Raw genomic sequence first — 20,630 nt, 5'->3', positions numbered from 1 at the left:
CTGGATCGCCGCATCCCCCTTCGACCTAACAAATTTTGGAGATCGTCAGGTGAACATTCGCAACCCCGTGATCGCTGCCGCCGCCCTTGCCATGGCCTGTGCCGGCTCTGCCGCAGCCGCAGAGCCAGGCCAGGGCACGCCCACCTACCGCCCCGGGCACGACACTTCGGTGGAGTTTCCCGAACCGCGCAAGGCCACGCGCAAGGACGGGGCCTTCGTACCGCCGCGCAATGTCGCGATGGTCACCCCGGGCATGACCAAGAACCAGATCTACACCCTGCTCGACGTGCCGCACTTCCACGAAGGGGTGTTCTTCGTCCGGAAGTGGAATTACATCCTCAACTTCTACACCGGCAACGGCGACGAATATGTCTCGTGCCAGTACCAGATCAGGTTCGACAAGAAGGCACGGGTGGAGAACACCTACTTCCGCGAGCCGGAATGCGCATCGCTGCTCGATCGCCTTCTGGCGCCCGAAGTCGTCACCGTCGCAGGGCCGGCAACCCCGGCCAAGCCGGCCAAGACCTATCGCTTCAACTTCGCATTTGACAGCGCGGCGATCGACGATCAGGGTCACGCCACGCTCCGCCAGGTGGCCGAAGAGGTCCGCGGCGGCGACTACCGGGAGGTTATCGTGACCGGGTTCACCGACACCATGGGCGACACCGAATACAACGATGCGCTGGCTGCCCGCCGTGCGGCGGCATCGGCCAATGCCCTGCGCAGCATGGTCGGCGAGGTCCCCGTCTATGCCCGCGCCTCGCGCGATCTGGAAGTGCCGACCGGTTCGCAGAAACGCGAACTGCGCAATCGCCAGGTCCTGATCGAACTCTATACCACGGCTGTCGAGCGGCCGGCGCCGGTTACCCGTCGATGATAGTATCGCGGTCGCATCTGCCGGGGCGCATCGCCCTGACATTCGTGGCCGCGTGCTGCATGGCTGCATCGTCCGGTCTTGCCGCGCAGGGTCGCAACGGACCTGCGGCCCAGGCGGGCGGTTCGCCGCCCGCCGCGGTGCCCGTGCAACTCGGGCCGAGCGAGTTCCTCAACGCCGCGCTCCACATCGTGGCAGCGGTGGACCGCTACGAAATGGGCGACATCTGGGACAAATCCTCGCCCATCATGCAGGCCAGCATCGCGCGTGACCGCTTCGTCGGCAACACCGCACAGCAACGCGCCGTGCTCGGCGCCGTCAGCAACCGCGAATGGCGCGCCATCATGCGCGTCGTCATCAGCCCCAGCGACAACGGACCGCTGCCCCCAGGCCGATACATGTCCATCCGCTTCGCAACAGCAGGACAAAGCGGCATCACAATGGAAGAAGTCGTCTCCTTCCACCTCGATACCGACGGCCAATGGAAACTCGCAGGATATACCATCAATCGCACCAACTAACCCGGGAATAAACCGGGAGGCTGGGGACGATTGAACAGGCCGCCGCTTCCATGAAGAGCGGCAATTGTCCGGGAAAAATCGGCCGACTTTCACCGCTGCCCGCCATGCCGCGCGGTGCGCATCGCGTGCGAGCGGGCGGGGCAAAAAGAGGCCATCCGCAGCCGTCGCCGCGGCAGGTGCTTTCATCCGATACTAGACGCGCGGAATTTCACCGCGTACTCCGCGCACATTCCTTCGGCGGTTTTCGAAGGGGCAATCGGAGGTTGATTACTTGCGACGCAGCGCCGCTCTGGTCCTCATGATGCTAGTCGCCGGGTGCGCCACCCCCGCAAAACGATTTGGCGAAGCGCCACCCCAGGTGTCGCAGGGGAGCGAACGAACCTTCCGAATGAGCGACGACAGCATGGCTTCGCAAGCTGTACGCCAGGTTCTGTCGAGCATCGGCTTCACGGAGGCCGAGAACGCCGACCTGCTCGTCGAAGTGGGCTTCTCGGTCAGGCCGAAGGAGCTGAAGATCGCGGCTACCGGGGAAGGGGGGGAGCCGAAGATACTATCCCCATCGGCCGGCAAGATGCCCCGGCTTTGCCGAGAGCGGGCCTTCGTTCTGAACGTCGCCTTCGTAAGCATGTCTTCGGGCGAAGTGAGTTCGCGCAGCGGAGCGACAATGATACGCTGCGAGGCCGATCACGAGGTGGTTCTCGACCAGCTCGCCCAGACTGCGCTTGCTGCAAGCGACTGAAGGTCAATCAATCGCCGGAAAGGCCATCCTGACGCGGGTGCCGTGCGGTTGTTTGACCTCGTACGATATCGTGCCCTTGTGGTGTTCGATAGCCGCCGCCACGTAAGCCAGGCCCAGACCTGCCGACAGGCCTCCGCCCCTGCTGAAATTCTTGCCGAAGCGTTCGAACGGGGCTTCTCGCCTTTCGGCCGGCATGCCCGGGCCGTCATCCTCGATCACGCATTCGATCGTCTCGCCTTCGCGCCGGACCGAGCACTGGACCACGCCGTTCTCGGGACTGAACTTGATTGCGTTGTGGAGCAGGTTGACGAATGCGCGCGACAGGCTTTCACGCTCCGCCTCGATAAACAGTGAATGTTCCGTACTGTCGATCCTGATCTTGACGTTCCGGCTCGACGCGAAAGGCCATAGCTCGTCCGCCGCTTCCGTCAGCAGGTCGCACACGTCGGCCTCTTCCGGGTCGAAGGAAACCGCTGAAAAGCGCGCCATCTGTACGAAATCGTCGGACAGGCGCAGCGTCTTGCGCGCCAGCGACTGGATTCGTTCGACCAGCCCCTTGTCCTCGATAGCGGCCTGGTGCTTTTCCAGAAGCATGATGATCGAGCTTTGCGGTGACCGCATATCGTGGCTCAGGAATTCGAGCATCTCGTCCCGCTCGCGCTGGGCGCGGCGGATTTCGCTGATGTCGGCAAGCTGGAGAATCCATCCGCGCTGCTCGCCCGAGTGGTTGCGCAGGGGGAAATGCCGCTTCGTGAAGGTCTTTCCGTTTTCGAGGCGCAGTTCCACGAATTCGTCGTCGGCCGGGTCTGCATTCTGCTTCAGTTCGCCCAGCCAGGCACGCACCGGATCGTCTTCGCCTGCCGTGGCGAGAAGCGATTGCGCCGCCCGGTTGGCCAGCACCGTCTGCCCTCCGCTGTCGGTAACCAGAATGGGGTCGACCACACTGTCGATCGTGTCGGAGACGAGGCGGCGCAAGTCCCGCATTTCCGAAATCGCCACCTGCAGCCGCGCGGTTTGCCCGCCGATGGGATCGAGATAGGCATCGTCGGCGATATTCGATTTGATTGGCGCTTCTTCCCTGGACAGGCCGTCCAGTTCTTTCCCGATCGCCCGATCCACCGTCTGCAGCCGTCGCCAGCTCCACAAAGGATATGCCACCAGCACGCCCGCCATGGCCGGGGTTGGGGGGACCCACAGATCGGCGGTAAGCAGCAGGCCCGAAGGAACGGCCAGCGACAGAAACAGCATTGCAATCCAGGCGGAGAACGCACCGGAAGGGCGGAGCCACCAGAACGAAACCAGCAGGAAGAAGGCCGGAAGGATCGCGGCCATCACCCTGACCCTGTTGCCCGGCACTTCTATCATCCGATTGGCCAGCAGACTGTTGAGCAGGTTGGCCTGCAATTCGACACCGCTGGTGAGCGTGCCGGTATTGTTGGGCACCCTGAAGCGATCGCCCAGTCCGGCGGCGGTGGCGCCGACCAGCACGATCCGATCCTCGATAAACTCGGCCGGCACTTCGCCTGCGAGGACATGGGCAAAGGGAACTGTGCGGAAATTGCCGCTGCCGCGCTGGAACGGGATGGTCGCGAGCGTTTCGTCGCTGCGGGCCAGGCGCTGGAACACCGACGAGGGATGGCCCTGCGCGGCGCGATAGGTGTGTTCCATCAGATGGATCCACTCGCGGCCCGATGCCGTGAAGGTGAGCGGCACCGATCTGGCCACCCCTTCCTCGTCCGGGATCAGGGCGACTTGCCCCAGATTCTGCGCCGCTTCGGCCAGCGCGGGTATGGGCGGCACGGCATCGACCGCTCGCCCATCCGTTCCCGGCGCTTCGAAAAGAACGGGAAGCGACACGTTGCCGAGACGCATCATCGATTCGGCGAAGCGGCGATCTTCTTCGGGCGCTGCCGGTTCGGTAAACAGCACGTCGTAGGCGACCGCAGCGGGCCGTGCGCGCGCCAGCTGGTCCAGAAGCCGGGCATGAACATCGCGCGACCACGGCCATCGGCCGATCGCCGTCATGCTCGTATCGTCTATCGCGACCAGTAGAATGCGATCGGATACCGGCGGAGCCGACAGGCCGACAAGAAAGTCATAGAGGATATTGTCGGCGCGCGCCGTCGTGCGGCCCGTGCCGAGCATTGCCGCGATTGCGAGGGTGATCGCAAGAACTACGGACCACTCAAGCAGAAACCTTACGCGCAACTATCATCTACCGTCGGACCGCGTGATCGTGAGTTTTTCAAAATCCGTCCAGTTTACGAAGGTATCCCCGGAATCGGTCCGATACACTCCGACGCGCCAGAAATACACTCCTGCCCGAAGCTCTTTCACTGATATTTCGGTATCGGTCAGGCCGGCTTCGTCGATCACCGGGAGCCCGTCGACGGTGTCGCTATGGAGCTGCAGGCGGTAGCGCCGCGTTCTGTCGTCCGTTTCCAGCCACCTGAACACGTAACCATCGTCCGACCGTTCCACGTTGGCGTCGATCGTTTCCAGGCTCCGCCTGAAAGAATAGGTTTGCCGCATACCGTGGAGCCCGCCTTCGCCAATCGCGAGGACGCGTATGAACTGGGTGCCGTCGGGCACCTGGGTGAATTCGAAATGCGGCGTGGCCGATTCAAGCTCGGCAAATCTGTCGACGAACCCTGCGTCGGTTGCGAGAAGAGCGTAGTAGCCAGTGGCGCCGGCAACAGGGGTTACGTCGAATGACACGACTTCGCTTGCCTGCAGGCGATCGGGATTTTCCAGGCTGGGGGCAGGGAGCAACTCGACCCGTTCGCGGCTGTCGCCGGTGTCGGCGATGACGCCGAATCGCTGGGGCACCAGTTGTTCCGACCGGTCGCCGGGCTGCGAAACCGCCACGGTACCTTCGAACACCGCCGTACCCGCCGTCTGCGTATCCATGTCGTAGGATACGGTGAATTCGGTTCCCCGAACGGCAGTAAGCGACACGGGTGTTTCGACATTGATATTGCTGCCGCCGCCGGAAAGTGGCCGGACTTTTGCGTCTATCCGCCCCTTGTCGAGCTTGAACTGATAGTCGATTGCGCTGTCGATCAGGTACTTGCGCAACCGGATCAGCCGCGCGCTGCTCTGAGACGGCAGGGCGACGCGCGACCCGTCCGACAATGCGAGGGTCAGAAAACTGTTCGCGCCGGTAGAGATGCTGGTGCCTTCGCGCAGCCGCATCCCGACCCTGGGGGCGAGATTTCGGCCGCCGATTGCCAGGTTCACGGTCCCGCGCACGCTTGCAACCCGGGCCTCTTCAGGGACCCAGCGCAACCAGTGGCGGGGGATCGAATGCCGGCGATTGACGGTCAGGCGCCGTGTGTCGGGAACGCGCCAGAGCTTCTGCAAATCCCGCCAGTCATACCTGGGCAGGATGTAGCGCTCCGCCACTTCGGAAAGCGTATCGCCCTGCTTTACCTCGTACCGCACAGGGGCGTCAGCCGCTGGCTGCGCGGCTGCTGCGGCTGCAAGATAGAGTAGGCTCAGCCTTCTTCTCCTCGCATGAAACGTTCCAGGCGATAGCCGAATCCGGATATTGCGGCAATCCGCAGCCCGTTCTCAGGCTGCAGCTTGAGCTTTATGCGTATCCGGGAAATATGCACATCCAGGGTTCTCGTCGGAAGGTCGGGATTCGCCTGCCAGATCGTTTCGAGCATATAGCCGCGCGACAGCGGGCGATTGATGTTTTCGAACAGCATGAGCGCCAGGGCAAACTCCTTGCCGCTTACTTTCACGCATTCGTTGTCCATCCAGATCGACTGGGTAAGCCGGTCGAATTCGTATCGGTCGAACACCTGGCGGCGCGAAGGTTGCTGTTTTTGTTGCTGTTGCTGCGATCGACGGTTCACCGCCTCGACGCGGGCCGCGATCACGGGCGCGGTTTCGGGTTTGACGATATAGTCGTCAGCGCCCGCCCGCAGAGCCTTTGCGATCGCGTCCTTGTCCGAACGATTGGTCAGCATGATGATGCCGGCCGAGGCGTTGTTCCCGGCGCGAAGCTGTTCCAGCAGGTCGAATCCCAGAATGTCCGGCAAATGCCAGTCCAGCAGGATGACATCGAACGTTTCCCGGCGCAGGGCAGAGGTGAACTTCTGTCCATTGGGGTAAACCTCGCAGGCATGGCCAAGATCGCGCATCGAATCGCGCACGAAAGTGGCGAGATCTTCGTCGTCGTCTACAACAGCTATGTGCATGGTCACCTCACCTGCCGGCCCTCAAGCTCCAGGACGCCGGCGAATTTCTCTAAACTGGAAGATACCTATAGGAGTTTACAACAAATGTAACACGAGGATCGCTAAATGTTACAATGATTTACAGGCCACGCCGCGCGTTTGGAGCTACATCTTCCGGGATGTCGTACACGTACGGCGCAGTCGAGTTGGATTTCCTGCGGGGCTTCTTTCCGGTGCGTCGGTTTTAGGTGCCACCACCTCGTGCTTCGGCAGGAGTGGAGGAGGCCTTGTGGACTATTCAGCCAGAAAACGTTGCAACGCGGCCGGGCGTCAGGGTGTCAGATGAGTCTGACCCTTCGATCCATGCGCCTTTCGCCGGAAGTGGATGCTGTCATGAGTGACCCCAGGCTCATGCACATTCCCGACGATGCCCCGTCTGCCATTGGCAACTGGGCCGCATCGAGCGCGACGTTTCTTCCGGCGATGACGGGTCTCACATTCGATGAGGCCGTAAAACGGGTCGTCGATATTGCGCCGTCGAGCTTTCTTGAAAACGAAATTTGCATCAGTGTTCGATGCGAAGGGCGCCAGATAATACTCGATTATCATAGAATCCACAAAATCTGGCTGCAGAAAAAGGTTGGATTAAAGAAAACGTGGATATGTCAGGGGGAAAATAAATCAACTGCGCGTAAATGATAGAGTTGTCGTTTTGTGGCCATTATAGATTCAGCGTGGACTCAGTGGCTGGCAAAATTACTTATCCCATTATGATTCTATATTTAGACACACTTTCGCAGACGGCTAAAATCTCCTAATGTAAAGCATTTTACAATGCTTTACATTATAATCTTACTTTTTGTGTATATGCTTTACCCATACTATTATTAACCGCGAGATGTCTGGCGGCGATATGGTTCTTCTTCGGGTCCGGCATTTACACGCGTCCAGCGTATGTCGGATTCGAACGGCCAGGTGTCGTCTCATGCTCGTGAAGAGAAGGAGATGACCGTGCTGCACGAATGGGGCGACAGGATCGATTGGGGGTATATCCAGGGATGGGGGATGAAGATCGGCGCGTCGCTGCTGATCCTGATTGCCACGCATTTCCTTGCCAAGATCGCCCAGTGGGGTGTGACGAAAGCAGTCGACCGTATCCCGTTCTTCAACCGTGACGGGGGCAATGCCGGCGAAAACCTCGGCCAGCAGACGGGTTCTCTGGTGTACTGGCTGGTGTGGCTGGTCGGCCTTGTCGCGGCTCTCAGGCCACTCGGTCTCGATCAGGTTGCGGAACCGATCAATCAGCTCACATCGAACGCATTTGCCTTCATTCCCAACCTTCTGGGGGCGGGGCTGATCCTGCTCTTCGGTCTTCTGCTTGCATCGGTGGCGAAGAAGGCGGTCGAAACCGCCCTCAGCCTGGTGAACCTCGACGGCCTTCTTAAGCGCATCCAGCCTGAACAGGCCGGCTTTGGCGGCGCGAGCATAGTCAAGGGTGCAGGCGTGGCGGTGTACGTTCTGATCGTCATCCCCGTGGTGACGGCAGCGCTCGAAACGCTGAATCTCAATTCGCTGTCCAAACCGCTGACTGCGATCCTGGAGAATGTCGCGCTCTTCTTCCCGAAACTGGCCGCCGCGGCCCTGGTTTTCGTCATCGGTTATCTGATCGCCCGCCATGTCGGTGCCTGGGTCAGCCGCCTGCTCGATGCGATGGGGCTGGACGGGACGATGGAATCGTCGGGTCTTCTGCCGCGCGGCGTCGTGGCCTCGAAAGTCGGCGGGACGATTGCCTATATCGCCACCTTCCTCGCCACGGCCATTGCGGCGGTCGACATCCTTCAGATCCCGTCGCTCGAACGGATGCTGGAACAGTTGCTCGCGCTCGGCGGTCACGTTCTCTTCGGCACGGTCATTATCGTCGCCGGCGTGCTGCTCGCCCGCTTCCTGCGGGGGGTCGTGAGCCGTTCGGGGAGCGACGGCCTGGCGCCTGCGATCGTGCACTACGCGGTCATTGCGCTCGCCACGGCCATGGGCCTGCGGTTCATGGGCCTGGCGAACGAGATCGTGAACCTCGCGTTCGGTCTCATCCTGGGTTCGGCAGCGGTGGCATGTGCGATCGCATTCGGCTGGGGCGGGCGTGAGACGGCCCACAGATTGCTGGAGCGCTGGACTTCGCGCTCCGACGACACCTGATCGGATCGTTGCGGATGTTTCGATCCCGCCGTTCCGGAGCCGGACGGCTTTCGGAAGGGCGGGATCGGGGAACACACAAGGCGCGGCACATTCCGTCCGCAATCTTGGAAGAAGGAAAGGCGAGATAATGCTTCAGCATAGAGCTTCGCAGTTTGATTCTCAGCCACTGGCTATCCCGCTTTATCAGATCAGCGGGGAGAACGCGTGTTCCTGCTGCGGACACCGCCATTGGTTCATCGGCCGGACGACCGCGGAATGCGCCCACTGCAGCATCGCGCTGCCGCTGACGCACGGGGCCGCGCTGCCTTCACTGCCGGGCAACGATTTCTAGGCGGCAGGCACTCTATGCCTGACGGCGGCCAATAGCCCTCAAAGACAGGCTTCGAGATAGGCCTGATCGAAGCCGAACTGCCGCGCTTTTTCTAGCGTATAGGGGCGCAGGCCCGAACTGCGGAATTCGCCGAGGATCTTCCCTTCCTCGGTTTCGTCCAGATACTCGAACTTGAACAGTTCCTGCGTGACGATCACGTCGCCTTCCATCCCGATGACTTCGGTGATGTTGGTCGTGCGGCGCGAACCGTCGCGAAGGCGCTTCACCTGAACGATCAGGTCCACGCTTTCCGCGATCTGGCGGCTGATGGCTTCTTTCGGGATCTTGATGTCGCCCATCAGGATCATGTTTTCCATACGGCCGAGGCATTCGCGCGGGCTGTTGGCGTGCAGCGTACACATCGAACCGTCGTGGCCCGTGTTCATCGCAGCGAGCAGGTCGAAACATTCGGAGCCGCGAATTTCGCCCAGGATGATCCGGTCCGGGCGCATACGCAGTGCGTTCTTGACCAGATCGCCAATGGTGATGGCGCCTTGCCCCTCCAGGTTCGGCGGGCGGGTTTCCAGCGGCAGCCAGTGCGGTTGCTGCAGGCGCAGTTCGGCCGCGTCCTCGATCGTCAGCACACGTTCGCCCGGGTCGATCATTTTCGACAGGGCGTTGAGCATGGTTGTCTTGCCCGAACCTGTGCCGCCCGAAATGACGACGTTCATCCGGCAGGCCCCTGCGATCTTGAGCGCGGTGGCCATCTTCTCGCTCATCGAACCGAAATCCTTGAGCATGTCGAGGGTGATCGGCTTTTCGGAGAACTTACGGATCGAAATCGCCGTGCCGCGCAGGCTGAGCGGCGGGACGATCACGTTGACGCGCGAACCGTCTTTCAGGCGCGCGTCGGCCAGCGGGGTCGTCTGGTCGACCCGGCGGCCGACCTGGTTCACGATCCGTTGCGCGATCTGGAACAGATGCTGTTCGTCGCGGAACTTGATCGGTGCGACGATCAGCTTGCCCTTCTTTTCGATATAGGTCTGATCGGGCCCGTTCACCATGATATCGGAAACGTCAGGGTCGTTCAGCAGCTCTTCCAGCGGGCCGAAGCCGAGAAGTTCGTCGATCAGCACCTTTTCCAGCGCGAACTGTTCGCGGCGGTTGAGGGTGACCTTCAGCTCGGCCAGCACCTCCATGATGATCGGGCGGAATTCCTCGCTCAGTTCGTCTTTGGTCAGGGTCGCGGCGGCCTCGGGATCGACCCGCTCCAGCAGCCGCGGCAGAACCTGTTCCTTTATCTTGTGGACGCTTGCTTCGAACCCGCCGACTTCCGCCTGTTCGTGGATCGCGTTGGCGCGATCCGCAAGGCGGGTCATCGCGTCGGCCTTGTTCGGGGCCGCGGGTTCGCCTGGAATGGGGGCATCGTCACCGGGAAGGGGCGGGAACTGGCTGTCGTCAGGCGCGGATCGCGCGGCCTCGCCGCCTTTCATAGGACGGGCAACGCCGAACGACGGGCGGCCGCCGGGGGACATGCCGCCGGGTCCGTTCTTCCTGCCGAATGCGCTCATTCCATGACCCCTTGATTCTGTCTTTTTCGGGCAAGCCCCCCGGCGTGTGGCGACGGCGGGTCCTGCCAACGTGGTGAATAAATCGGAAAGTTAATTATTTTACTAAGACCGTCGGCAATTGCGGCGGACCGGCTCCGGTTTCGCCGGCGCGCGTCTCGCTGCGCGGAGCCCCTGCATTCAGCACGGCGAGGCAGAGAACCGCGATCATGACGGGATATGTGTGATACAGCGCCCCTTCGAGCATCGCGATCGCCACCAGGCCGGCCAGCGTGCCGAACGCGGCGAGATCGGTGCCCTCGGCATGCCGGGCCAGTCGTCTGAGCTGCATTGCGCTTGCCGACAGCATCAGGGCCAGTCCAGCGGTGCCGACGATGCCCCACTGATAGAGGAACTGAAGAACGGCATTGTGTGGATGATTGAGGCCGCCGCCGGCTGCTGCCACCTGCGACCGGAACTGGCCTTCACCATGGCCGAACAGCGGCCGCTCGCCGATCGCCGCCAGGGTGTCGCGCCAGATCGCCAGCCGGCCCGATGAATATTGATTGATATCATCCCCAATGAGGCCGCGGCTCAGGATCCGGTCCAGGCCCCATGCCTCGTGCGGGACCAGCAGGTACGATGCCGGCATGGCCACCGCGAGCGCGGCCAGCGCCAGACCGGCGAACCGCAAGCGGTATTGCCTGTCCACCAGTGTGCAGAGGGCGATAGCGACGAGGATAGCCGCCGCGAATGCCACCCTGCTACCGCTGAGAATGGTCAGCCAGAAGCCCGCGGCCGCGCCGATCCCTGCGATCGCCCGAAGCTTGCCATCCAGACCCTGCGACAGCCCGAGCGAGATGCACGAGAGCGCAAGCCCGAAGAAGCCGAGCTGGCGGATGTTGGTAATGCCGATCCCGACCCCGATCCAGTTGAATGCGGGGTTTCTCAGCTCGACCAGAACGATGGTGGTGAAAACCGCGGCGTACAGCAAGACGCCCGCGCCGGCCGCACACATGACCGTGCGCCGGTATGCGCCCCCGGTCGCTGTCATTAGCGAGCAGAGAGCCAGTCCGAACACTGCATGGACGATGGTCGAAAACAGCAATGGATAGGCCGCAGCCGGATCGGCTGCGATAATCAGGCTGGCGGTGGCCGCGGCGATGATCCACAGGCCTGCGCCGAGCCGCGTTGTAGGCGCGAGAGCGGCAAACGATGCGCGCAGATCGAATCCGGTGACGATTGCCAGGATGATGACCGCAAGCTCGACCGCGACCACGGGAACCGCATAGAACAGGATTACGGGAGCGTCGGCCAGAAAGAACCAGCCGGCAAAGGCGAACGCGGGGGCTGCAAGCATCAGCGCAGCGGCCGCCGCAAGGGCCGGCCATTGCGCACCATTTGCCAGCCGCTGAACGGCGGGGGCAGGACCATCTGCTGCCATTGTTGCGATTGTCGCCCCCTTGCGAAACAAATGCAGAAGGCGGCTGACTAGACAGCAAATTTTAACGTCGGGTAAACCATAGGCCGGTCCCGGGAGGCACCGTCCGGCCTGTCGCTGCGCCCGAACGGCGATCGATTTCGCGGGCCTGGTGCAATTAGCACTTCGACGCCGATTGACGCGGGCGGATTTTCCCGCGAGCAGGCTCCCGATCGAAATGGGTGTCCGGCCCTGATGTTAACGACCGAGGTAACCAGTTCATGTGTGGAATTATCGGCATCGCCGGGAACGAAGAAGTTGCGGACCGGCTGGTCGACGGCCTGAAGCGGATGGAATATCGCGGCTATGACAGTGCCGGGGTGTGCACCGTGCGCGACGGCGCGCTCGTCCGTCGCCGGGCGGAAGGAAAGCTCGCCAATCTCGTTGCCGAACTGGCCGAAAATCCTGCATCCGGGACGATGGGCATCGCTCACACGCGCTGGGCCACGCATGGCGCACCCACGGCGAACAACGCCCACCCGCACGCGACCGGCCAGGTGGCGCTGGTCCACAACGGCATAATCGAGAATTTCCGGTCCCTGCGCGAAGAACTCGTCGCCCGCGGGCGCACGCTGGAAAGCGAAACCGACAGCGAAGTCGTCGCGCATCTCGTTTCGGAAGAGATCGAAGGCGGGGCCTCCCCCGAAGAGGCGGTCAGGACCGTCCTGCCGAAACTTCGCGGCGCCTTCGCGCTTGCCATTGCCTTTCGCGATCATCCCGATCTGCTGATCGGCGCTCGTCTCGGCTCACCCCTGGTCGTGGGATACGGCGACGGTGAGACATACCTGGGCTCCGACGCGCTGGCGCTGGCCCCGCTGACCCAGAAGATCGCCTATCTCGAAGAAGGGGACTGGGCGGTCATCCGGCGTGAAGGCGCGCAGGTTTACGATGCGCAGAACAATCCGGTCGAGCGCGAGGTGACCAATTCCGGGGCCACGGCGGCAGCGGCGGAAAAGGGCAACTATCGCCACTTCATGCAGAAGGAGATCTTCGAGCAGCCGACCGTCGTCGCGCAGACCCTTCGCAGCTATGTTCACCAGGCGAACAATTCGGTCGCCCTGCCGCAGATGGATTTCGACCTGTCGGCGGTGAAACGGATCACCATCGTCGCCTGCGGCACGTCGTTCTATGCGGCGATGGTCGCAAAATACTGGTTCGAAACGTTTGCGCGGGTGCCGGTCGATATCGATGTCGCCAGCGAATTCCGTTACCGTGAACCGGTGCTGGAAGAAGGCGGGCTGGCCCTGTTTATCTCGCAGAGCGGGGAAACGGCCGACACGCTGGCGGCGCTGCGCCATTGCAAGGCGGCGGGGCAGACGATCGGTGTCGTCGTGAATGTGCCGACCAGTTCGATGGCGCGCGAGGCCGACCTGCTTCTGCCGACCCATGCCGGGCCGGAGATCGGGGTGGCGAGCACCAAGGCGTTCACCTGTCAGCTGGCCGTTCTGGCTGCCCTGGCCGCGCATCTTGCGGTGAAGAAGGGACGGATGAGCCGCGAGGAAGAGCAGGACGTGGTGCGCCATCTGCTCGAAGCACCGGCAGCGCTCAACGCCGCGCTCGATCATGACGACGACATTGCCGCAATGGCCCATCTCATCGCACCTGCTCGCGACGTTCTCTATCTCGGCCGGGGGCCGGACTATCCGCTTGCGCTGGAAGGCGCGCTGAAGCTGAAGGAAATCAGCTACATCCATGCCGAAGGCTACGCCTCGGGCGAAATGAAGCATGGCCCGATCGCGCTGATCGACGAAGCGGTCCCGGTGATCGTGCTCGCGCCGTCCGGCCCACTGTTCGAGAAGACCGTTTCGAACATGCAGGAAGTTCGCGCGCGCGGCGGCCAGATCGTCCTGATTTCCGACGCGGCGGGGCTGGAGGAAGCCGGGGAGGGCTGCCTCGCCACGATCGAAATGCCCAAGGTGCATCCCCTGATCGCGCCGCTCGTCTATGCCGTGCCCGTTCAGCTGCTGGCCTATCACACCGCCTGCGTGAAGGGGACCGATGTCGATCAGCCGCGCAATCTGGCCAAATCGGTCACGGTGGAATAGCCGCATCGGGGCTGCTGGCGGCAGTAGTTATATCTAAATCGGTCCTGACACATCTAATTTGGTTCTGACATATGTAATTCGGTCGTGACACGCTTCAGCGCCGCCATCGAATAAGGTTCTGACACTCAGGAAAAATTCTAAGCTGCCATCGTGAAGAGCCAAGGTAAGCTGCCTTCACACAGAAAAGGTCGAGTAAGTTCGGCGGTGGAGTGTCAGATCGCCCGGGCTAGTCGCGGACGCGGTCGAGCTTGGACAACGAACTCTTTCCTGACGCGCGTGATGTATCGAGGGGGAAGGCCAGCGCCTCTCATCACGATCCAAGGATCGTCTTCCGCGCGGTCGAGACAGTTCCGAATATGCCATCTCATCCGGCGTGCACGAAACTCGTCCACGCTTTCCACGATCTCGCTCATGGCAAGCGCGGATATCGGCAGCTTCTCAATCCGCTTCGCCAGCCAGTCTCTCCCGTTTAGTTGCTTCTCCAACGACGCGGCGGTCACCCGGACCGGAGGCGAGAGTCGTTCCATGCGATAGGCGCGCTTGCGCAGCGCGATCGAATACTCCCGATCAATGGCATGCCAATCCATATCGCTGCCGCTGGTCTCCGGTTCTGATGCTTCGTCCGCATGCGACCGAATGGCGTCAATCCGTGCGGCCCTACGCTTGTCCGGCAGCTCTTCCATTGCGTCGAGAAAGGCCTCCAACAAGATGTGATGAAGGGGAGAATGCGCTCCGCCAGCAGATCGCACGATCGAGTTCAGCCATGTCTCGCACCGCGCGACAGGTCTCGTGCCAGGCATGCGATCCAAGAGTTCAGCGAAATGGTCCACGAAAAGCAAATGCAATTCTCTCTGGCGGACCTTATGGCGTCCCCGAACCAGGCCAAGGTCACGAAGACGCTCGCGGTATCCATCCCGCAGTTCGTGGAAGCTGGATGCTGGCCGCTCCCGCGCAGTCAGATCAGCACATTTGCGAGCGAGTTCGGTCGCGAGTGCCCTGCTGCGTCCTCGCAATCTCTCCGTCACCGGTTCGCTATCGTCCGGGCAGACGTGCCGAGACGCGGCAATGTAGGCATGCCGGTTCCTAGCCTGCAGCTTGACCGCGCTGCGCCGAAGCCGACGATCATGACGGTCGCACACGAGCACTCCTGGCAGCTGATGGTTGACGCGCCAATAGCGAAACCCGTGATCGTGTTCCTGTTGAATGGCGCAATCCGGACAGAACTGCAGACAGACCGGACGGCCGGTGCGGAACACCGAGGCCCCGAGCAGGAAGTGAACACTTCCTTCGCCCCGAAGCATTGCCTCGAGAGCCATCTTCCGCGGTTCCAGCGGTTGGAACGCGGTGTAGTAACCGTAGAGCGTGTGAACTTCCATCAGATCGCGCGCTGCGTTTTGCAGGGCCGGCAGCCTTCCCAACAAGGTCGACAGATTGTTCGGCAGATCGCTGGTCGCAATCATGTTCGCCCGGCCATACAACTCCTTCATCAGTCCCTTCGGACTCGTCAGACCGTTGAGGACGCCGTGACGGGCAAGGGCGCTGTAGAGAAGTTCTCCCGGCAATAAGGGTGGGAAGAAGGCAAGCCCCCTCATTCCAATGATTCCTCCAAGGACACCGCGCTAATCGCACCGGCTATTGCGGAGGCTTCTTCGACGTCCTTGAGTCGCGCCCTGAGATCGTCCTTATCAGAGGGCGGTTTCTCCTTCAGCTTGCCTTTGCGCAACCGATCTGTCGCCGACAAGGCCGACCGGTCCTTCTGCACGGCTGATACCAGGCCCGCCAGATCCCCATTCTCGATCAACCGGCGATGCCGCGCCACGATCATCTCGCGCTCCTTCACGGCGATGCCCAACCCTTCGAGGAGCTGATCCACTACCGTCACATCGATGCCATCCTTAGTTACCATAGGCGGAAGATGCATGGCACCGTGATCCACGTCGTGAAGAGGCTCCTGCTCGGCAAAACCCAGTCCTTGGACCTGCTTCATGAACCAGTCGCCCGAGCCCATCAGGTCCTCGAACTTCGCCAACGCCTTGGAATCGTTGTTGCGAAGCGCGTCGATGAACGGCTTGACGGTGTTGAAGCTGCTCGCGGCGACCTCATGTATGAGTTTAGCCGTGATAATCTCCTGGGTGTCCGGCCGGGCCGATGTGATCATCATCAAGCGCATCTGACAGAGGATGAAGAGCTTTACGACGAGATCAGTGACGCCCTGCGTCTCGCTGTAGAGAGCGTTAAGAACCCCGACCGAGAGTTCGGTGTGGGTGTTCGTATACTGCCATCGCCACATGCGCTTCACGAAGCCTTCGAACGCAGGACCATAGATCGGAGCAGGCGCACCATGCTCATCGTCCGCGACCGCAATAGCAGATCCCGGAGGCGGACTTGAGTCAGCACCCGGCATGCGTTCGAATACGACCGAACCGAAACCGTCCCCGCGACGCGCATCGCGGAAAGTGCGCTGGACTATCGGAAGCGCCGTCATCGTCCCGATCATGAGCATCGAAATCCCGATCGAGTTGCGCAGCGTAACGAGGAAGTTGAGCAGGGCATTGCCGTCCTTGCGGTTCACGCCAACATGTTGAACCTCGTCAATGACCAGAAGTCCGATCGCATGGAGGTTGGCGACGCGGGCCATTCCGGTGAGGAGAACCGCAAGGGGCTTGGTCCGATAACGTTTGTGAAGATCGGATTCGAAGCCGGCGTGCCGAAGAGCCTTGTCGACCGCCGCGAAGAAGAACCGGCAGAGTGAAACCAACGAACCGTCCGGGGGGCACTCGATACGGAGCCAGGTAATCTGCGCGACCTGGACCGGTTCGGTATGAAAGATGACCTGCGGATAATAGGACAGGCTCGTTGTGCAAGAATGCGTCTTCCCGGTTCCCGGCGGTCCGACCATCATGAACGACATGGAGGTGTCCCTAGTGGGCGACAACTGCTCCAGCACGCCATCGCTCGATGGTTCGCGTCGACCGACCTTTTCCTTATGCTTCTTCGCTTCGCGTTCTTCTTCCACCGCACAGGCATGGGCGAACCGCAACCAATCCGAACTGCCCGGATTGCGCCCCACGTATCCCTGACGCATGATCATGTCGATCTTCAAGCCCACGTCCCGCGACTGGACGGTCGGCTGCGAATAATGCAGCAATCTGAGACAGGCGTGCATCCTCGCTTCGGAACCCCGGCGCCTGTCCAGCTCGGTATGGATCGGCGGGCAATCGAAGCTGCGCTGGATCTCCGCGAGACTGCGTATCGGTGGAAGCCGGTTGATGAAGGCATTCTCCGCATATTCCGGCAGGGTCAGCAAGTCAGGATCATCGTCAGGCATCGTCGATCTCATCTAGGTCTGGGACCGAATAGCTCGGTCGAGGAGAAACGGAGAGTTGGTGGATGGTCGCCCCCTCGGATCGAGCATCGCGCGCTCTGGACGCATGATCGCAGAATGCGGTTTCGCGCTCAGCCTGTCGCTCAGAGCGTCTGGCTGCGGCATTGTCGGCCCTTATCTGGGCGACCGTCCGAGTATCGGTCGCCGGCACTGAAGAGCGCGCTTCACGTTCGCGCCTCGACTCGTGTGCCTTATGGGCCCGTTTACGATCTTCCTCGACGCGCCGGACATGTTCCGCTTGTCTTCGTGCTTCCTCGAGCGCTTTACCGTCCTCGAAACGAAGCCCACGGAATGCTCGGTCGCGGTCCGCCAGTTCGCAGGTGATGAATCCCGATGGAACATCGGTGTGCCAGAGGACACGCTGTCCGCTCAGATCATAGGAGATCTCAACTGGCAGCGTTCTTCCCGAACGGTTGGCTTCGGCCTGCAACGGCTCGAGTTCCCGCGTGGTGAATACCCTTCCCTCGAAATGGATGCCATCGGGATATACCCGAGCCCGTTCGCGGGGCATCATATGGAACTGCACCTGTTCCGGATCCCATCTCTTCGGAGCCCCGCGATTTGCTATGCCCCATTCGAACATATCAGCGGGAACCCGTGCGACGCCAGCCGCCAGCATGTCGGGGTCAGCATCATATCCCGTCAGAACATGATCATTGTTGAAGTCCAGAATGAACTGGATGACCTTGCGCTCGAACTCCCATATCGAATCAAGCTGCCCGGCCGCCACCGCTGCGAGGTCCGCGTTGCGCTTGGCCTTCGACCTGTATCGTGGGGGAGAGATCCGACCTTTCGTGGTGCGCGACCACTCGACATCCGCCCACTGAAAGAGTGACTCGACCGCACCCTTGAGGTCACCACGCTCGCCGCTGGTCTGCTCGAACGTGATCGCCAACCTGCCTACCAGCCAATCTCCCCAGTGCCCCGTGAGCTCTCCGCCATCATGCAACAGGGAAGCACAGACATGCTCCGACGGCCAGCGGTCCACTTCGGGATCGAAGCCGAACGCCTTCAGCACCGCGTCCTTCGGCGTGAAGGCATTCAGAAGTGCCAGAGCGGCAGTGATCTGCGATGGCGCCTGCAATCCCAGATAGTAGCCGACGATCATGCGCGACCAGACGTCCCGCACGAAATAAAGATAAGGACGTCCCAGCAGGACATTCTTGTTGGTTCTCGAAGTCACGCCGAAGTTCACAACCGTCGCGTCGATCTGGAACCGCGCTCCCGGACCCCACGTCTCGTTGGTGGACGTGCTGCGAATGGCGCGATTGTCCTTCTCGTAGATCGGCGTTCCGAGCACCTTGCGACTGGTCTTCTCGTGCCTGCCATCGTTCCGATACCAGTAGAGGAACTGGGCGTAGGTGGCGGGGGCTTTCGTGTCGTATCTTTCATGGAGGCGGGTCGTCCGGACGCCATCGACCTCGACCTGCACGTGACAGGACTCGTTCTTCCAGCGGTCGTATGCGCCCGAAATCCTGAAAGCCTCGCCGACAAACTTCACTTCGCGATCAGTCGCCGCCGCGAACTCTCTCGCCAGTGCCGGTGTGACGTTCTCGGGGAATCCTTCCAACCCTTGCGAGGGTCGACCCAGCTTTCTCCAATCCTCTCCCGTGGTTCCGGGGCGCCGATGACCGCATCCTTCATAGCGATCGAGTAGTGCGTTGGCGCACCGACCATTGGCATAATAGCGCAGAAGCCATTTCTTGATGCTGTTCCGTGCCCGACCGGTCCGCCGCATCGCCCCCGCGATCAACCTGCCCCTCTCCAGTGGATCGAAGATCGCTGGGCTGGCGTCGATCAGCGGTCGAATGACTTCCATTCTCGCATCGCGCTTCTTGCGTTCCTCATCGCCGACCTTGCGGGTCAGCCAGGATGGAGAAAGCCGCTCAGCGGGCTCAAGGATCATTCCGTCGCGCTCGATCCGCGCGACGACCGCGCTCAGCCGTTCGAGCCGAGGCCACCCAACGTTCCGGGCAGACATGAGGGCCACGACATCGCGATCCTCGTCCACCCACACGACGATCTCTCGGTCCATCCCAGAGCCGTTAATGAGCGGATCATAAGGATCAACAGCCGGACCGAACATGTCTTCGGGTCGCAACATCATGCCGCCAGTCCCACATTGAGAGCACACGCTGAGAACGCGCTCGACACCATGTCGAGAGATGGTTCGCCGAGATTGAAATCGTAGGCGATCCGCTGCCGGGCGATGAGGTGGCGGAGCGTCGAGAGAACGTCGCCCGATCCGAAACCGCCCTCTTGCTCGAGACAAGCGACGAGGCCGCGCAATGTCGCATGCTCGCCGGAAACGAGCGCTGCCTCGACAAGCTCACAGCGCCGCGTCCAAACGGCCAGAGGCGCGCCGGAGTCGATGGGCAGGTAGAACCATTCCCGCGCCCACATCAGCGCATTGAAATACTGCGTCCGCCGCAAGGTGCAGTCCAGTAGCGGCTTCCATGTGTGGCCGAACCGGGTCCAGTATCTCCGCTCAATCTCCTGCTTCACGACCGTGCGGTGCTTGAGGAGGTCTTCGGACTGTTTGACGGAGAAGACCCGGGAGATCGTCTTGCCGCTCGCGATACGGAAATCGACCACGACATCAGAGGTCATGACGATATCCTCGCCCGTCCACGGATCCCTAGGATGTGAGACGCCCATCGCGTGCGCGATCCTGCGAGTGATGTCCCGATCCAGCGGGAACTGTTCACGAATGTCAGTGACCTGCGGCTGGCGCTCGAAATAGAGAACGGCGTTGCGCTCCAGGTCTGACATAAGGTGCATAACCCGATCGTGCAGTATGCCGCGCATACGACTCTTGCGGCCGGATGACTTGACGTTCCTGACCTCGAGCCAGGGTCGGTATTCCGCGCCCGATCCCTGCCCGCGACCTTCCTTGATCCATCGCAGGCGACGATCCTCGAAGAAGGCATAGGGACTGCGTTTCGGATTACGCACGCTGCATCTCCGCAGCGCTCAGCCGCGTTGCCGCTCGACCGCTATGGCGCGCCCACCCAGTGTCGGCTGGTGACTTCGATCTGACGCCTGTGCGCTCGAACGCATACGGGGGATGCATGCCGTGAGCGTGCGCGCGACCGATCGGAAGACACCGAGCGATGCAAACAGCGGCAGGCGGCAGCCGGTTCCCAACCTCTCGATATCCCACTGCGAATCGCACGAAAACTCTCCCGAATGGATGGTTCTTACAACGGTCGGATGCACGGGATGGATAGTGTTTACAAGGAAAATCGGTATGCCGGGACTTGGATCTATAATTGCGAGACGGAGGTCGGTGACAGTAAGCCATCCGGTCTTGCGTGACATTCGCGATCGCATGATAAGCTGCGGCGGA

Annotated in this window: 15 protein-coding genes; 6 read left to right on the top strand and 9 right to left on the bottom strand. The window is 61.5% G+C overall.

Annotation, left to right across the window (positions count from 1 at the left end; genetic code table 11):
• The first annotated feature begins 49 nt into the window (after positions 1–49).
• The 3 genes from bamE to AM2010_RS07380 all read left to right on the top strand — a co-directional run bounded on the left by bamE (position 50) and on the right by AM2010_RS07380 (position 2,134).
• Entirely contained in the window at positions 50–877 is an 828-nt protein-coding gene (gene bamE, locus AM2010_RS07390) for an outer membrane protein assembly factor BamE domain-containing protein (RefSeq protein ID WP_053044002.1), read from the top strand.
• Positions 874–1,395, top strand: a complete 522-nt coding sequence (locus AM2010_RS07385; protein ID WP_082132830.1) for a DUF4019 domain-containing protein — start codon at positions 874–876, stop codon at positions 1,393–1,395. Before bamE ends, AM2010_RS07385 begins: the two co-directional genes overlap by 4 nt.
• Before the next feature lie 388 nt (positions 1,396–1,783).
• Positions 1,784–2,134, top strand: coding sequence for a DUF4136 domain-containing protein (locus tag AM2010_RS07380; RefSeq protein WP_150115252.1), 351 nt, complete (start codon positions 1,784–1,786; stop codon positions 2,132–2,134).
• 3 nt (positions 2,135–2,137) lie between these two features.
• Here AM2010_RS07380 and AM2010_RS07375 read toward each other — a convergent pair whose 3' ends face one another.
• From AM2010_RS07375 to AM2010_RS07365, 3 genes are read right to left on the bottom strand one after another with little or no spacing between them, the layout of a single operon-like run.
• Positions 2,138–4,342, bottom strand: coding sequence for a CHASE2 domain-containing protein (locus AM2010_RS07375; protein WP_150115251.1), 2,205 nt, complete (start codon positions 4,340–4,342; stop codon positions 2,138–2,140).
• A 3-nt stretch (positions 4,343–4,345) separates the two neighbouring features.
• Positions 4,346–5,578, bottom strand: coding sequence for a FecR domain-containing protein (locus AM2010_RS07370; protein ID WP_058350907.1), 1,233 nt, complete (start codon positions 5,576–5,578; stop codon positions 4,346–4,348).
• Positions 5,579–5,631: 53 nt separating this feature from the next.
• The gene (locus AM2010_RS07365; protein ID WP_047807791.1) at positions 5,632–6,342 is read right to left on the bottom strand and encodes a response regulator transcription factor; all 711 of its coding nucleotides are present in this window, start codon (positions 6,340–6,342) and stop codon (positions 5,632–5,634) included.
• A 321-nt stretch (positions 6,343–6,663) separates the two neighbouring features.
• On the opposite strand from AM2010_RS07365, the gene AM2010_RS14190 reads away from it, so the two are divergent.
• Together AM2010_RS14190 and AM2010_RS07360 are read left to right on the top strand one after the other, a co-directional pair.
• Positions 6,664–7,020 (top strand): hypothetical protein, encoded by a 357-nt coding sequence (locus AM2010_RS14190; RefSeq protein ID WP_150115250.1) that lies wholly within the window; start codon positions 6,664–6,666, stop codon positions 7,018–7,020.
• Between the two features lie 306 nt (positions 7,021–7,326).
• Complete coding sequence (locus AM2010_RS07360) at positions 7,327–8,514, top strand: mechanosensitive ion channel (RefSeq protein ID WP_160325572.1); 1,188 nt, start codon at positions 7,327–7,329, stop codon at positions 8,512–8,514.
• Positions 8,515–8,883: 369 nt separating this feature from the next.
• Here AM2010_RS07360 and AM2010_RS07350 read toward each other — a convergent pair whose 3' ends face one another.
• Positions 8,884–10,395 (bottom strand): TadA family conjugal transfer-associated ATPase, encoded by a 1,512-nt coding sequence (locus tag AM2010_RS07350; RefSeq protein WP_201784037.1) that lies wholly within the window; start codon positions 10,393–10,395, stop codon positions 8,884–8,886.
• A gap of 94 nt (positions 10,396–10,489) precedes the next feature.
• Positions 10,490–11,815 (bottom strand): O-antigen ligase family protein, encoded by a 1,326-nt coding sequence (locus tag AM2010_RS07345; RefSeq protein WP_047806520.1) that lies wholly within the window; start codon positions 11,813–11,815, stop codon positions 10,490–10,492.
• Positions 11,816–12,072: 257 nt separating this feature from the next.
• Between AM2010_RS07345 and glmS the strand changes: the two genes are divergently transcribed.
• Positions 12,073–13,896: a glutamine--fructose-6-phosphate transaminase (isomerizing) gene (gene glmS, locus AM2010_RS07340; RefSeq protein ID WP_047806519.1), complete on the top strand. Its 1,824-nt coding sequence runs from the start codon at positions 12,073–12,075 to the stop codon at positions 13,894–13,896.
• 212 nt (positions 13,897–14,108) lie between these two features.
• Here the strand turns inward: glmS and AM2010_RS14015 are convergent, their stop codons facing one another.
• The 4 genes from AM2010_RS14015 to AM2010_RS13755 are packed head-to-tail and all read right to left on the bottom strand — an operon-like array spanning position 14,109 to position 20,236.
• The gene (locus tag AM2010_RS14015; RefSeq protein ID WP_082132829.1) at positions 14,109–15,488 is read right to left on the bottom strand and encodes a TnsD family Tn7-like transposition protein; all 1,380 of its coding nucleotides are present in this window, start codon (positions 15,486–15,488) and stop codon (positions 14,109–14,111) included.
• On the bottom strand, positions 15,485–17,224 hold the full coding sequence (locus AM2010_RS07325) for an ATP-binding protein (protein ID WP_047806516.1): 1,740 nt from the start codon (positions 17,222–17,224) through the stop codon (positions 15,485–15,487). Before AM2010_RS07325 ends, AM2010_RS14015 begins: the two co-directional genes overlap by 4 nt.
• Positions 17,217–19,388, bottom strand: coding sequence for a Mu transposase C-terminal domain-containing protein (locus AM2010_RS07320; protein ID WP_047806515.1), 2,172 nt, complete (start codon positions 19,386–19,388; stop codon positions 17,217–17,219). Before AM2010_RS07320 ends, AM2010_RS07325 begins: the two co-directional genes overlap by 8 nt.
• Complete coding sequence (locus AM2010_RS13755) at positions 19,385–20,236, bottom strand: TnsA endonuclease N-terminal domain-containing protein (protein WP_150115249.1); 852 nt, start codon at positions 20,234–20,236, stop codon at positions 19,385–19,387. The genes AM2010_RS07320 and AM2010_RS13755 overlap by 4 nt, the downstream gene beginning before the upstream one ends.
• Positions 20,237–20,630: the final 394 nt, after the last annotated feature.

It is taken from the genome of Pelagerythrobacter marensis (assembly GCF_001028625.1).
Lineage (GTDB): Bacteria > Pseudomonadota > Alphaproteobacteria > Sphingomonadales > Sphingomonadaceae > Pelagerythrobacter > Pelagerythrobacter marensis.
This window is presented reverse-complemented; position numbering and strand designations above follow the sequence as displayed.

What these genes read in the sequence shown, in the direction of transcription:
- AM2010_RS07385 (WP_082132830.1), top strand. Translation starts at nt 874, where the DNA reads ATGATAGTATCGCGGTCGCATCTGCCGGGGCGCATCGCCCTGACATTC.
- AM2010_RS07380 (WP_150115252.1), top strand. Translation starts at nt 1,784, where the DNA reads ATGAGCGACGACAGCATGGCTTCGCAAGCTGTACGCCAGGTTCTGTCG.
- AM2010_RS07365 (WP_047807791.1), bottom strand. Translation starts at nt 6,342, where the DNA reads ATGCACATAGCTGTTGTAGACGACGACGAAGATCTCGCCACTTTCGTG.
- AM2010_RS14190 (WP_150115250.1), top strand. Translation starts at nt 6,664, where the DNA reads ATGAGTCTGACCCTTCGATCCATGCGCCTTTCGCCGGAAGTGGATGCT.
- AM2010_RS07360 (WP_160325572.1), top strand. Translation starts at nt 7,327, where the DNA reads ATGACCGTGCTGCACGAATGGGGCGACAGGATCGATTGGGGGTATATC.
- AM2010_RS07350 (WP_201784037.1), bottom strand. Translation starts at nt 10,395, where the DNA reads ATGAGCGCATTCGGCAGGAAGAACGGACCCGGCGGCATGTCCCCCGGC.
- AM2010_RS07345 (WP_047806520.1), bottom strand. Translation starts at nt 11,815, where the DNA reads ATGGCAGCAGATGGTCCTGCCCCCGCCGTTCAGCGGCTGGCAAATGGT.
- glmS (WP_047806519.1), top strand. Translation starts at nt 12,073, where the DNA reads ATGTGTGGAATTATCGGCATCGCCGGGAACGAAGAAGTTGCGGACCGG.
- AM2010_RS14015 (WP_082132829.1), bottom strand. Translation starts at nt 15,488, where the DNA reads ATGAGGGGGCTTGCCTTCTTCCCACCCTTATTGCCGGGAGAACTTCTC.
- AM2010_RS07325 (WP_047806516.1), bottom strand. Translation starts at nt 17,224, where the DNA reads ATGCCTGACGATGATCCTGACTTGCTGACCCTGCCGGAATATGCGGAG.
- AM2010_RS07320 (WP_047806515.1), bottom strand. Translation starts at nt 19,388, where the DNA reads ATGATGTTGCGACCCGAAGACATGTTCGGTCCGGCTGTTGATCCTTAT.